Origin of the sequence: Pedobacter sp. Leaf132 (genome assembly GCF_920984695.1) — a bacterium.
In the GTDB taxonomy this organism is placed as follows: Bacteria; Bacteroidota; Bacteroidia; order Sphingobacteriales; family Sphingobacteriaceae; genus Pedobacter.
The window spans coordinates 74764-89637 of record NZ_CAKLBO010000007.1; the positions used below are offsets into that span (position 1 = coordinate 74764).

11 protein-coding genes are annotated in these 14874 nt (G+C 34.9%); 6 read left to right on the top strand and 5 right to left on the bottom strand.

Features of this window, described 5'->3' with window-relative positions:
* Positions 1-409: 409 nt before the first annotated feature.
* Entirely contained in the window at positions 410-3853 is a 3444-nt protein-coding gene (locus LUA86_RS13620) for a PAS domain S-box protein (RefSeq protein ID WP_231463618.1), read from the top strand.
* A 51-nt stretch (positions 3854-3904) separates the two neighbouring features.
* On the opposite strand, the gene LUA86_RS13625 is transcribed toward LUA86_RS13620, so the two are convergent.
* The 5 genes from LUA86_RS13625 to LUA86_RS13645 all read right to left on the bottom strand — a co-directional run bounded on the left by LUA86_RS13625 (position 3905) and on the right by LUA86_RS13645 (position 8598).
* On the bottom strand, positions 3905-4099 hold the full coding sequence (locus LUA86_RS13625) for a DUF3606 domain-containing protein (protein ID WP_231463621.1): 195 nt from the start codon (positions 4097-4099) through the stop codon (positions 3905-3907).
* Between the two features lie 57 nt (positions 4100-4156).
* The gene (gene mgrA, locus LUA86_RS13630) at positions 4157-5152 is read right to left on the bottom strand and encodes an L-glyceraldehyde 3-phosphate reductase (protein WP_231463624.1); all 996 of its coding nucleotides are present in this window, start codon (positions 5150-5152) and stop codon (positions 4157-4159) included.
* 61 nt (positions 5153-5213) lie between these two features.
* Positions 5214-5840, bottom strand: coding sequence for a M23 family metallopeptidase (locus tag LUA86_RS13635; RefSeq protein ID WP_231463626.1), 627 nt, complete (start codon positions 5838-5840; stop codon positions 5214-5216).
* A 41-nt stretch (positions 5841-5881) separates the two neighbouring features.
* Complete coding sequence (locus LUA86_RS13640) at positions 5882-7108, bottom strand: metallophosphoesterase (RefSeq protein ID WP_231463628.1); 1227 nt, start codon at positions 7106-7108, stop codon at positions 5882-5884.
* 101 nt (positions 7109-7209) lie between these two features.
* Positions 7210-8598: a response regulator gene (locus tag LUA86_RS13645; protein ID WP_231463630.1), complete on the bottom strand. Its 1389-nt coding sequence runs from the start codon at positions 8596-8598 to the stop codon at positions 7210-7212.
* 240 nt (positions 8599-8838) lie between these two features.
* On the opposite strand from LUA86_RS13645, the gene LUA86_RS13650 reads away from it, so the two are divergent.
* From LUA86_RS13650 to LUA86_RS13670, 5 genes are all read left to right on the top strand, one after another.
* Complete coding sequence (locus LUA86_RS13650; protein WP_231463631.1) at positions 8839-9285, top strand: Rrf2 family transcriptional regulator; 447 nt, start codon at positions 8839-8841, stop codon at positions 9283-9285.
* 242 nt (positions 9286-9527) lie between these two features.
* On the top strand, positions 9528-11612 hold the full coding sequence (locus tag LUA86_RS13655; protein ID WP_231463633.1) for a HEPN domain-containing protein: 2085 nt from the start codon (positions 9528-9530) through the stop codon (positions 11610-11612).
* 104 nt (positions 11613-11716) lie between these two features.
* A complete protein-coding gene (gene cobA / locus LUA86_RS13660) occupies positions 11717-12487 on the top strand; it encodes a uroporphyrinogen-III C-methyltransferase (RefSeq protein ID WP_231463634.1) in 771 nt (256 codons plus the stop codon).
* Complete coding sequence (locus tag LUA86_RS13665; protein WP_231463636.1) at positions 12471-13982, top strand: TSUP family transporter; 1512 nt, start codon at positions 12471-12473, stop codon at positions 13980-13982. The genes cobA and LUA86_RS13665 overlap by 17 nt, the downstream gene beginning before the upstream one ends.
* Positions 13983-13984: 2 nt before the next feature.
* Positions 13985-14713 (top strand): phosphoadenylyl-sulfate reductase, encoded by a 729-nt coding sequence (locus tag LUA86_RS13670; RefSeq protein ID WP_231463638.1) that lies wholly within the window; start codon positions 13985-13987, stop codon positions 14711-14713.
* Positions 14714-14874 lie beyond the last annotated feature (161 nt).

Genomic DNA, 14874 nt, shown 5'->3' on the forward strand with positions numbered 1-14874 from the left:
AATACTCAAATCACTACGTACCACCGAAATAAGGATAGATAAACTATTTTATAAGGGACTATAGTTTTTAGGAATATACGGGATGATATTTCTATGCAATATTAACTAAATCATAAGTAATTACCAATTCATTTAAGATGTAATATTTTCCTTTTTTTTTTTTTTTGACGAAAATCCAATTACAGAATCTCTAAAGCGCATTTTAAAGCAATTATTTTTAAATTTTTAGATGAAAGCCCAAAAATGAATCTTGGCGCACTAATTGCATTGTAAAAATTATGGATTGCGTAATTTTTTAATTTTTAAAGCCATATATTTAATCTTTTGTTAAGGAAAGTTAAATCATCTTATCAAATTAATTAATATCACGCCCTTTTTTATAACGCTCAAACAAATATTGTTGACAAGCATGACTTCATCTCTTTTTTCATTTAACAAAGCTCAACTCAACAGGTTATTTCCTTATCATATCGTTATCAATAATGCTTTAATTATAGAGGAATGTGGTGTAGAACTAGCTGCTATAAATCAAAATCTTATAGGTCAGTCATTCGTACAAAATTTTATTATTAATGATAAAAACCTTCAGGGTTTCAGTTTTGAGAATTTAAAATCGTTTACAAATCAGTTGTTGAATGTAAAATCTATTTTTAATTTAAATAAAACGATCAATGGTTATTTAGAACTTGGAGAAAATAATTCTTTATTATTTACCGGAAATTCTATAAATGATTCTATACCAACTGATAGTGAGGTTAAATTTACAACCAAAAATCAAAGAGAACAACTTTTAATCTTATCTCAAATTGCCGAAGTAAATACTAACACCGTAATTATAACCGATGGAAATGATTTGATTACTTGGGTTAATCAAAGTTTTACCAATATGACGGGATATTCTTTCGATGAAGCCATTGGCAGAAAGCCTGAATATCTTTTGCATGGACCAGCAACCAGTCAGGCTACCTTAAATTATTTAAATGGACAGGTATCAAAAGGAGCATCATTTAATGCAGATATTTACAATTATTCAAAATTCGGGAAACCTTATTGGGCTAGGATTAAAGGACAACCTATTCATGATCAGCAAGGCAAAGTTACAGGCTTTTTTGCATTGATTGAAGATATAACAGTTGAGAAGGATGCACAAGAAAACTTAAAAGAATCAGAAAACAGGTTTAGATTAGCTTTAGAAAAAATTGGAAATGTTTGGGAACATGATTTTATTACCGGTAAAACATTTTTCTCCAAAACCAATAACGATTTTTGGGGCTACACAAATAATGAACTCGAAGAAAGCGAATCGAACTGGTGGGATAGAGTGCATAAAGATGATTTTCATCTTTTAGTCGAAAATTTTAAAAAGTATCGTCGTGGTAGGATTGATGCCCATAATGAAGAATATCGAATTTTGCATAAAAACGGCGAAATTAAATGGGTTTTGGACCGTGGTGTTGTTATCGAAAAAGATGAAAATGGAAGGCCACTTCGTGTAGTTGGTACGCATACAGATATAACCCCCATTAAAAGAACCGAACAAGAACTTGAACAAAGGGTTAAGCAATTTAAATCGCTTTCTGAAAACATTCCGGGTGTAATTTATGAGTACGAATACCGTGAAGATGGAACAGATGGCTTACGATACATTAGCCCGGCAATTGAGCGTGTGTTTGGCATAACTGCAGATGATTTTTGGAACCACAAGTATATAACTCCAAAGGATCAGGATAGAATTAATACGAAACAGCAACATAGCAGAAATACGCTAGAGCCTTTTTATGATGAAACAGAGATAACCATTCCCGGGTCTAATCCTCGCTGGTATGCTGTTCACTCATCTTATTCATACACCGACCCCGATAATGGCGCCAAGGTATTTACAGGATTTATGTCTGATATTACCGAACGTAAAGGCGTTGAGGAATCGTTAAGAATAAACGAGGAGAAATATAGAAGCATTTTGGCTAATATGAAGCTTGGCTTGCTAGAAATTGATAATGATGGCCACATAACTTATGCTAACAATAGTTTTTGCTATATGAGTGGCTACGCAATGCCAGAACTAATTGGTAAAAGTGCTGAAGATTTGTTTCTTCCGGAAGGAAAATCTGAAAGCGAAAAAGATAAATGGAGAAGCATTGAAAAAGGCCTTGCAGATGCTTATGAAATCGAAACCGTAGATAAACAAGGCAATAAAAAATGGTGGTTAAGTAGCGGTGCACCAAGGTACAATGATAAAGCTGAGCTTGCTGGTTCAATCGGTATTCACTTAGATATCACGGATAAAAAGAACCAGGAGTTAGAGTTAGTTGATGCGAGGGTAGAAGCAGAGCAATCTGCCCAGTCTAAAGAAACTTTCCTGGCGAATATGAGCCACGAAATTAGAACGCCAATGAATGCCATTATGAGTATGGCAAATCAGCTAGCTAAAACAAATCTCGAGCCTCAACAAGAATTTTATCTAGAAACGATTCACACGGCATCGAAAAATTTATTAGTCATTATTAATGATGTATTAGATCTTTCTAAAATTGATGCAGGAAAACTCAGCCTCGAAAATATTGGTTTTAACCTGATTGATGTATTGCATAACGCTATGCAGGTTATAACGCATAAGGGCGAAGAGAAGGGCTTAGATTTAAATAATTATCATTTTGATGGTAGCATAGCTAAAGTTTTAATCGGCGATCCTTACCGCTTAAATCAGGTATTATTAAATTTAATGACAAATGCTGTGAAATTTACAGAAAAAGGCTCAGTAGATTTGATATGTAGAGTTATTGCCGATAAACCGAACTCGCAGGTAATCCATGTTTCTGTTGTAGATACAGGTATAGGCATGGAGGCATCATTTGTTAAACACTTATTCGAGAAATTTAGTCAGGAATATGAGTCTGTTAGCCGTAAATATGGTGGTACAGGTTTAGGCATGAGCATTTGCAAAGAATTAATTGAGCAAATGGGAGGCGAAATTTTTGTAGATAGTGTTAAAGGTGTAGGTACAACAATCTCATTTGTAATCGAATTTCCAAAAGGTAAATCTGATGATGTACCAGAAAAAGCCGAAACAACCTTTAGCGAAGACTTTTTATTAGGCAGAAAAGTTTTGGTTACTGATGATAATGATTTAAATAGACTGGTTGCTTCGATTTTGCTTTTAGATTATGGAGCTACGGTTATGGTTGCCGAGAATGGAGAGATTGCCTTAGATATGATCGAGAAAGAAACTTTCGATGTGATATTGATGGATATCCAGATGCCTGTAATGAATGGTTACGAAACTACTCGAAAAATCCGTAAATTGGGTAACAACATTCCAATTATTGCTTTAACTGCATCGGCAATTAAAGGCGAGAAAGAAAAATGTTTATCTATGGGAATGAACGATTACATCACTAAGCCAATAAATGAGGAAGATTTTTTAAAAACGATTGATAAATGGATTAAACAAGATGATGGTAATGTGTCAAATATGGAAATAATGGAAGAGGAACCTGAAACTGCTTTATATGATTTGTCTACTTTAAGGCAAATAAGTAAAGGCCGTGAGGCTTTTGTTAAAAAGATGGTTGATATGTTCTGCGAACAAACACCATTATCAGTAAAGGAAATGATTGATGCTTACCATGATAATGATTTTCATCAAATGGGTGCTATTGCCCACAAAATAAAACCAAGTATTGATAATTTGAATATCAGCTCGCTGCAAAAAGTAATAAGGGACATAGAAACTATTGGAAAAGAAGGTTTAGATGGCTCTTCATTGCCCGAAGCATTGAAAAAAACAGAACTAACGATAGATAAAGTTACTGCTAAGTTAAAAGAAGAATTTCCGGATGAGGAAGAGCACTAAAAAAAAGGGGATAAACGTTAAACTTATCCCCTTTTTGTGTGTTTGATAGAATTAGTCAGATAATTTCCCAACTGCTTTTAAATATGATTTTACGTTAGCGTAAACAGTACTTCTGCATGCTCTAATCGCCGATTTTAAGGTTTCAATACTCACGCCTAATCTGTCTGCCCAATAATTTTGATCTTTTTCCTCTGCGATAGCGATGTAGATATCGTTCGGATTTAATGCAAATTTTTGATTTATCATATACTTGGTTATGTCTCATTATGGAAACAACATTTAATATGATAAGTTTCAAAAACTTTATTTTCCTGATAAGATCTGGTCGATAATATTTAATTCATCCGCACTAAACTTTGTGTTTTCTAAAGCTTTTAAAGAATCTGTTATCTGTTCTGTTTTACTGGCGCCAATTAAAACTGAAGTTACCCGATTATCTTTTAATAACCATGCAATGGCCATGTGTGCCAGCTTTTGTCCGCGTGCTTTGGCAACATCATTTAGTTTAGCAATTTTGCTTAAAATTTCAGGAGTTAAGTTATTTTCATTCAGGAAAACGCCACTTGTTGCAACTCTAGAATCTGATGGAATGCCATGTAGGTATTTATCTGTTAATAAACCTTGCGCCAAAGGCGAAAACGGAATACAGCCAACGCCATTTTCCTCTAAAACATCTAATAAACCATTTTCTACCCAACGTTCAAACATCGAATATTTTGGTTGATGAATGACACAAGGCGTACCCATATGTTTCAAAATTTTAAAGGCTCTTGAAGCTTCATCTGCCTGATAATTTGAAATGCCAACATATAGTGCCTTACCTTGCTGCACAATTAAATTTAGGGCTGCCATCGTTTCTTCTAATGGCGTTTCAGGATCTGGTCTGTGGTGATAAAATATATCAACATAATCCAGTTTCATCCTTTTTAAGCTTTGATCAAGGCTTGAAACCAAATATTTCTTTGAACCCCAATCTCCGTATGGGCCATCCCACATAGTGTAGCCTGCTTTTGATGATATTATCATTTCATCGCGGTAGCTTTTAAAATTATCATGTAAAATTTTACCGAAATTTTCTTCTGCAGAGCCTGGCGGCGGACCATAATTATTTGCTAAATCGAAATGTGTTATCCCTTTACTAAAGGCCGTTGCTATTAATTTTTTACTGTTTTCAAGTAAATTAACATGCCCAAAGTTATGCCATAATCCTAATGATAATTCTGGAAGTTTTAAACCACTTTTTCCGCTTCTGCGAAAAGACATATTATCGTAACGATTTGTTAAATCTATGTTGCTCATTTTATAATTATTGATGGAATAGGAATATAATTTTCTTGATCGCTAAATTAAGATTAATAGCTTATTTCAAATGCTCTTTAATAAAGATTTGCGGATTATAAAAACGCAGGTTAAGCTGTTCTTTATTCATTGTTAACCAACTAGCGCAACCATAATCATCAAACTTTTTCCGTATCTCCAGATGAAGATGATGGTAATCGCCACCATATTTTTTGCTTTCTTCTTTAGTAAAAAGCCTGGCAAGTTTTGTGTTAATATTAACCTGTTGACCAAGGTTTACATATACTTCTTTTAGGTGTTTATAGCTTGTAAACAAGGTTTGTCCGTTTTTTAATTGGTGTTTAACAACAACTGTTTTTTGATTTTCGCCTAAATGAATGGAGCAAACAACGCCATTTGCCATTGCAAAAACGTTTATTAATTTTCCTTTTGGCTTAGAAGGGTTAATATCAATGGCAGTGTGAATATGTCCTTTAAAAAAACTATCTCTATGATCGCCAAAGATGCTTATAATTTTAATCGAACCTATGCTTTTTCTATTATTGCTTTCAAATGGTAAAACCCAGTTATCTGCAACATTATTTGGCGCAACATCTGTATAATAAGGCTTCCATCTACCTTTATCTGTTTCGATAGAAGGTTTCTGAAAAAAGAAAGAACTTAAAAGCAATACGAGTAAAACCTTCATAAAATTTGTTTTATGTAAGATAGAATTTCTGACCGATAATTTTAGGATGCTTTTCTTTTGAGCTCGATAACCGTAATTTCTGGCCAGATGCCAATCCTGCCAGAAAAACCAATAAAGCCAAAGCCTCGGTTAATGTTTAAAAATCGTCCGTTTTCTGATTTTAAACCTGCCCAATGTTTATATCTGTATTTTACCGGGCTCCATTTAATGCCTAAAGCTTCAATTCCGAATTGCATGCCATGCGTATGCCCAGCAAGCGTTAATTGAATTTTCGATGGATTATTTTTTACCTGAGCTTCCCAATGCGTTGGATCGTGAGATAGCAGAATCTTAAAATCTTTTTCATTTGTGTTTTGAAGCGATTTTTTTAAATCACCACGTTCTCCAAAACCAATACCCCAGTTTTCTACACCTGAAAGAATAATTTTTTCGCCGTTTTTGTGAAGTTCAATGTGTTCATCTAATAAAAGTTTAAAACCTAATTCTGCATGATAATTTTTTAATTGTTGCAAATTTTTAATTTTATCACTTTCAGATGGCCATTTAATATAGTCGCCATAATCGTGGTTGCCTAGAACAGAGTATTGTCCATAAGGGGCTTTTATTTGAGAAAAATGGTTAAGGTATGGTTTAATTTCTGATGCCGCGTTATTCACCAAATCTCCTGTAAACACAAATAAATCACTTTTTTGCTTATTGATTAAATCTATCCCTTTTTGCACCTGATCTGGTTTGGTAAAACTTCCTGCATGTACGTCAGATATCTGCGTAAGCGTAAAACCATCAAATGCCTGGGGCAAATCATCAAAATATAATGTATGTTTAATTACTCTGTAAGCATATTTACCTCTTGTAATTCCATAAATAAACATTACTATCGTTAATGCGAACATAATCAGCGCAAAACTAATCCAGTTTGGGCTTCTATTAATCCAATGGAAACCCTCGGGCTCAAAATTGCTGGCCATTCCAATAAAAAATCTATAAATATCGCCCACCAAAAGAAAAACTGCGAAGATTAATTCAGCAACAAAAAGAATTAAAAAGGAATGGGAAGCTATCGTAAAAAACTTATCCACGCCTTTACTTCGCATTCTTCTTATTGCCACAATGATAGATATGCTTAAAGCCAAAATGATAAACCAAAATATTGGGATTAATATTTTAGCACTCACTACAACAGCCAGACCACTTAAAATGTAGCCGTTTAATAAGAGAAACAGGATGGAGAAAATTATGAAGGGAAGAAGATTTATTTTTCTTTTCATCTTTAAATTTATATTACCAGGTAAAGTAAATCTAAAGATTACAAAAAGGTAAATAAATTACAGCGTTCTGCTTTTTTTGACTAAAATTTGATTAAAGAGATTTAGCTTTTGGTCCACTTAAACATCATGCCCTTTAAATCATCAAAAGTAAATGGTTTGGCAATAAAATCTTTCATGCCAGCGTTTAAACATTCGCGTTTATCTTCTTCCATGGCGTTTGCACTACAGCCAATTATGATTGGTGCAGCTTCGTTTTTATGTTGATATGTTTCTAATATTTTTCGTGTTGCAGAAATTCCATCCATCTCTGGCATTTGCATATCCATCAAAATTATATTAAAATATTCATCTTCAATTTTTTTAACCGCCTCTAAACCATTATTGGCTACCGAATATTTATAGCCCGATTTTTGAAGCATTTTGGAAGTTATAATCTGATTAAAAACATTGTCTTCAGCAATTAAAATGTTCATTCCCGCTACAGGAAAGTTAGTTTTTGCATCATGTTTTAAATTTTTAACTATCTCCGGATTAAATAAATGCGCTTCATAAGGGATTTTGAAAGTGAAAACAGAACCTTCACCTTTTTTACTTGAGGCATAAATATGACCGCCCATCATTTCTGCAATCTTGGGTAAATTACTGTCGATATTGAATTTGTATTTTAGATTTTTATTCTTGATAATTAAAGGATGAACGATGTTTTCAATATCTGCAATTGATTTCCGGATTTCGAAAGGACTTTTGTGTACATCCATTTTGTTTGCCTCGATGCGGGAGATGTCCAGAAGATCGTTTACAATATCAACCATTATACTATTACTAGCCTGTAGTGTATTTAACAGTTGTAATTGTTCCTCATCAAGTTTTGTAAGTTTTAGTAACTCCGCTGCGCCAATAATTCCATTTAATGGAGTTCTGATTTCGTGGCTCATGTTGGTTAAAAACTTCGATTTTGCCTTCGTTGCCGCTTCAGCTTCCTCTTTTGTTATAATTAATTCTTGTTGTGATGTTTCTAAACGTTGCTTACTTTTAAGTAGTAAAAATCGTTCGTATTCTGTTACTTTTCGGTAAACTACCAGCATAAATATCATCATGAACGACATGTTGAGGAATGCGAAAAGTATGTCAAGCTTTCGGGCTTGTTCGTTCGGGTACTGAATTACAAAGTTTGGGTAAAAAATTTCTATAACTACACAGCTAATTGCAATGCTAAAAAAGGTTATAATAAATTTTAATCTGTATTTTTTTGATAATGATAGCATCGCAATGCTCAAATAAAATATCAAAAAAATTGGTGTTGAACCTGTTGAGCCGCCGTTTAAGAACCATGCCGGCAACATTGTTATGCAATTGAAAATAAAATACCAGAACCGACCAGATTCTTTTACCTTATCAGCTATTGCGAAATAGTAAAAAGTTAAATGTACAGCAACGTTAAAAAGTATAGAAAGGTTAATTACCGAATCTAATTGCAATATTACATTCATCACAATTGAAAACAATGAAACAATTGTAACACAAAGGCATAACACAGCAAAAAGCTTAGATTCAATACTAAGTTTTCTATTACGGATGTTTAGTATTTTAATCTTTTTAAACACGTTGTAAAGTTTAACCTACAAAGCTACTATTAATTGATCATATAAAATCAAACACCTAATTTAGACCGGTTTAAGGTGATTTATTACATTTTAAAATTATACTTAATTTACTAGCTTTGTACGAATATGCTATCAAAAAAGACTAAATATGCCATCAAAGCACTGGTTGCTCTTGGTAAAAATGTAGAAAAACCACCAATGCAAATTTCAAAAATTGCCGAGGAGGAGCATATCCCTAAAAAATTCTTAGAACAAATTCTGCTTGATTTACGCAATGCAGGCTTTTTGTACAGTAAAAAAGGTGCCGGTGGTGGTTACAGTTTAAATAAAAAACCAGAAGATATTCTGCTTGTGCAGGTTATGCGTGTTACTGATGGGCCTATTGCAATGGTTCCATGTGCCAGCTTAAATTTTTATCACAAGTGTGATGAATGCGTTGATGAAAAAACCTGCGGCATTAGAAGTGCTTTTATTGATGTAAGAGATGCTACTTTAAAGGTTTTAAGCGAAACCAGCATTGCTGATGTTATTGGCAGAGAAGATACTTTGAAACTAAATATAGACAATATTTAAAGATTTACTTGCTTATTTATCAACGAATAAGCAATTTTTTTAACAAAAATTACTACTATTCCTATATACTTTATATATTTGACGGATGAACATGAACTTTATATCTAATCTATTTTATATCCAAATAATGTGCAGCTGTTGTAAAACAATGTAATAGAGGGTATTAAATAGTTTTATGTATAAAATTTTAAATGCTTCTCGGTAAATGAGAAGCATTTTTTGAATCAAGCTAACAACACAATATGCAAAGTTTCAGAACAGAACTCGAAAATAATATTGTCGAACAGGACATTATTGATTTAGAGAATAAGATTAAAGCTTTTCGCGATGGAACCATCCACGATGAGAAATTTAGAAGCTTACGTTTGGCTCGTGGCGTTTACGGACAAAGGCAACCAGGCGTACAAATGATTCGCATAAAATTGCCATTCGGAAAAGCAACTTTTAAACAATTGCTGCGGATTGCTGATATCGCTGATGAGTATGGAAGTGGCAATTTACACCTAACAACCCGCCAGGATATTCAGTTACATTATGTGAGTTTAGATAAAACGCCAGAGCTTTGGGCAAAGTTAGAACAAGACGACATTACCTTGCGTGAGGCTTGCGGAAATACCGTACGTAATGTAACCGCGTCGCCCAATTCGGGTATTGATAAAGATGAGCCTTTTGATGTTTCTCCTTACGCCCAGGCGGTTTTTAAGTATTTTTTGCGTAACCCAATTTGCCAGGAAATGGGCAGAAAGATTAAGATTTCTTTCTCATCCAGCGACAAAGATACAGCGTTCAGTTACATTCATGACTTAGGTTTTATACCAAAAATTAACCCAAATGGCGAACGTGGCTTTAAGGTTTTATTCGCCGGTGGCTTAGGTGCTCAGCCATTTTTAGCTAACGCGATAAACGAGTTTTTGCCCGAAGATCAATTGATTCCTTTTACGGAATCTGTGCTGCGTGTGTTCGACCGTTACGGCGAAAGAACCAATAGAAATAAAGCACGCTTAAAATATTTAGTGCAAAAATTAGGCTTAGAAGAAGTTTTACGTTTGGTTGCCGAAGAGCGAATCGCGAATAAAGTGAAAACTTATATAATTGATAGAAATACTGTTCCCGAGCCAGAATTACCAGCAATACAAAATTTTGGAGATGTTGAAATTTTAAATGAAACACATTATAAGCATTGGTTCGCAACGAATGTTGTAGCACAAAAACAAGAAGGTTTCTATTCGGTTTACGTAAAAGTTCTGGTTGGCGATATTAAAACAGATAAGGCAAGAGCTTTTGTTGATGCGATTAAGCCTTATGTGGCCGATGAAATCAGAGTAACGCAGAACCAGGGTTTACTTTTAAAATTTGTTCGTACGGAAGCCTTGCCATCACTCTATTCGGCTCTAAATAAAATTGGTTTTACAACAGCTGGTTTTGATAGTTTGGCTGATATTACCACTTGCCCGGGTACGGATACCTGTAATTTGGGTATTTCCAATTCAATGACTTTAGCCGAAGTTTTGGAAGATGTAATCTACACCGATTTTCCGGAATTCATTTACGAGAAAAACATCAAAATAAAAATTAGTGGTTGTATGAATTCATGCGGTCAGCATGGCTTGGCAGAGATTGGTTTCCACGGTAGCTCTGTAAAAGCAGAAGGAAAAGTTGTACCCGCTGTGCAAGTAATGCTTGGTGGTGGTACGGTTGGAGATGGTTTAGGCCGGGTTGCAGAACGTGTAATTAAGGTGCCATCCAAAAGAGCAACAAGCGTTTTACATTTCATTTTAAATGATTTTAAAGAAAATAACGAAGAAAACGAAAACTTCCATCAATATTATGATAGGAAAGGTAAAGACCATTTTTATCAGCTATTAAAACCATTGGCTGATTTAACCAACCTTAAGCAAGAGGAATTTGTAGATTGGGGACATGTAGAGCAGTTTGTTACGGCAATTGGTGTTGGCGAATGCGCAGGTGTGGTTATCGATTTGGTAGCTACTTTACTTTTAGAGGCTGATGAAAAGTTTGGCTGGGCAAAGCAAAATTTAGATAAAGGCGCTTACGCTGATGCAATTTATCATACCTATTCAACTTTCGTTAGTGCCGCGAAATCATTGCTTTTGGATAAAGGTGTAAATAGCAGTACGCAGGTTGGAGTAATCAGAGAATTTGATAATCACTATGTGGAAACAGGCGAGTTTAATTTGCCAACCAATTTTTCGGATTTGGTTTTACAGATAAATAAAAATGAGCCATCTGCAGAATTTGCACAAAGCTATTTTAATCAGGCTGATGCATTTTTAAATCAGATAAAAGAAAAAAGAGCGGTAAAGTGATATGATAGCGTGAATGAATTATAGAATGATTGAACTCGCAGAATCGCTAGCAAACATTCATTCCTTCATAATTCATTCTTTCAAAATCCAATAATTAAAAAGATATGTTAAATCAATATAAAGAATCAAAAATTACGCTTTTAGGCGCTGGTCCGGGCGACCCGGATTTACTGACTTTAAAAGGTGTTAAAGCTTTACAAGCTGCTGATGTGGTATTGTATGATGCATTAACAAATGAAGCCTTGTTAGAACACGCTCCGGCTGATGCTATTAAAGTATATGTTGGAAAACGTTCCGGAGAGCATTCGTATCCGCAGGATACGATTAATAAATTGATGATTGACTACGCCTTAAATTACGGGCATGTTGTACGCTTAAAAGGCGGAGACCCCTTTGTTTTTGGTAGAGGATATGAAGAGCTGGATTATGCGGCATCATATAGTATCCCTGTTGATGTAATTCCAGGTATTTCGAGCTCAATCGGCGTTCCGGGTTTACAACAAATTCCGGTAACACACCGTGGTTTAAGCGAAAGCTTTTGGGTTATTACAGGTACAACAACATCTGGCGAAGTTTCCAATGATATTTACCAGGCTGCAGAATCAAATGCTACGGTTTTAATTTTAATGGGTTTAAAAAAGCTCTCTAAAATTGTAGAAATTTTTAAGGCTGCGGGTAAACATAATTTGCCGGCTGCGGTGGTTCAAAATGGTTCATCATCAGATGAAAAATTAGTTGTTGGTATGGTTGAAACTATAGAAACTTTAGTGAAAATTGAACAGATTAAAGCACCGGCATTATTAATTTTTGGAGAAGTGGTTTCTTTACATCCATCGTTTAAAAATTTAGTAAAACAATATGCAAGTATTGCCTAATCAACCTAATAATGAGCAAACTTTTTCTGAAGAAGAGAAAGGTAATCAGCTTTTTCCGGTTTTTATAAAACTGAATAAGCTGCGTACATTATTAATTGGTGCAGGAAATATTGGTTACGAAAAACTAACGGCAATTGTAAATAACAGTCATCAGGCTAAAATAACAATTGTTGCAGAAAATGTTTCGGCAGAAGTTTACTCGCTTGTATCAAAATATCCGCTTATAAAAGTGAAGCAGAAAAGTTTTGATGTTTCTGATTTGCAAGACATTGATATTGTTTTTGCTGCGACCAATAACGATATTTTAAACGAAGAAATTAGAGCGGTAACGCATGAAAAAGGTTTGCTGATTAACGTAGCCGATAAGCCGGATTTATGCGATTTCTATTTAGGCTCAATTGTTCAGAAAGGCGACTTAAAGATTGCTATTTCTACAAATGGTAAATCCCCAACCATCGCAAAGCGATTAAAACAGATTTTGAATGAGGGAATTCCGGCAGAGCTGGATGAAACTTTACAAAACATGAGTGCATTGCGCCAAACTTTAAACGGCGATTTTTCGGCGAAAGTAAAAAAGCTTAACAAGGTTACGCAAAGCTTAATCAATCCTAAAAAAAGTTTTTCAGAACGTAACATTAAGTGGCTAATTTGGGTAGCGGCTGTTTTGTTAATCGGTTCAATTGGTTTAACCTTATGGAATACAGAACCAGAGTTTCAAAGCTTCTTAATCCACATCGATCCATTATTTTACTGGTTTTTAGGTGCCGGATTTTTATTTGCGCTTATAGATGGCGCAATCGGTATGTCGTACGGGGTAACAACAGCTTCATTTTCATTAGCCATGGGTTTGCCACCTGCATCTGCAAGTATGGCCATTCATATTTCTGAAGTTTTAAGTAATGGTATTGCAGGATGGATGCATTACCGAATGGGCAATGTAAACTGGAAATTATTTAAAATATTAATTATTCCGGCAATTGTTGGTGCGGTTCTCGGTGCTTACATTTTATCGTCTTTAGAGCATTACAGCGCTTATGTAAAACCTATAGTTGGCATTTACACTTTGTTTTTAGGCGGTGTTATTTTGATGAAAGCTTTCAACATCAAAAGAAAAAAGGGAAATGAAAAAATCAAGAAAATTGGTTTTTTAGGTTTTGTTGGTGGTTTTATTGATGCCGCTTTCGGTGGCGGATGGGGCTCAATTGTTTTATCTAGTCTAATTGCTGGCGGTCGGCACCCTTTGTTTTCTTTGGGTACGGTTAAAATTAGCAGGTTTTTTATTGCAACATTAAGCTCTTTAACTTTTTTTACAATGTTGGGTGGCAAGTATTGGGAAGCCGTATTAGGATTAATTATTGGTAGTGCGATTGCATCGCCAATTGCGGCCAGGGTTTCAAATAAAATATCAGCAAAAACCATTATGGTTGCCGTAGGTTTCATCGTAATGATTGTAAGCCTACGAAGTGTAATTTTATTTATTTTAAAATTGATTTAGTGATGGGAGTAGAGAGCTTAAAAACAGAACTTCAGGGACTAACAACCGTAAATAAGTTGAAATATCTGGCAGATAAATATGCCGGTAAAATTATATTTTCGACCAGTTTTGGTTGGGAAGACCAGGCGATTACGCATTTGATTTTTGAAAACAACATTCCAATAAAGGTTTTTACCTTAGAAACAGGCAGACTTTTCCCTGAAACCTACTACGTTTGGAACCGCACACTGGAGGTTTACAACAAACCAATTTATGCATACTATCCAAAAAATGAATTGTTGCAAGACATGGTTAATACCAAAGGCCCGAATAGTTTCTACGAATCGGTCGAAAACAGAAAGGAATGTTGCTACATACGCAAAATTGAACCTTTAAAAAGAGCATTGACTGGCAATGAAATTTGGGTTACGGGAATTAGGGCAGAACAAAGTGCAAACCGAGAAGATATGAATGATTTAGAATGGGATGAAGGTAATCAATTGATAAAATTCCATCCGATTTTCGATTGGACTTTAGATGATGTTAAGGCTTACATTAAAGATAATAACATCGTTTACAATACTTTACATGATAAAGGTTTCCCTAGCATTGGCTGTGCCCCATGTACAAGAGCGGTGCAACCTGGCGAAGATTTTAGAGCCGGCAGATGGTGGTGGGAAGACCAAAGTAAAAAAGAATGCGGCTTGCACTCGACAGAGGTTGAGGATGTGAAGGATGACGGCGGAGGGTAATCGAGACCAAATCGAAGAGTTTAGTCCAATCGTCATTGCGAGGAACGAAGCAATCTTAAAGCGATAGGCTTGATAATTAAATGGTTCTTGAGGACACGAACCATGGCTGAAAACCAAAGCGAAAACCTCACCCTTTGAAAGGAGCTGCTTATAAGCACTTC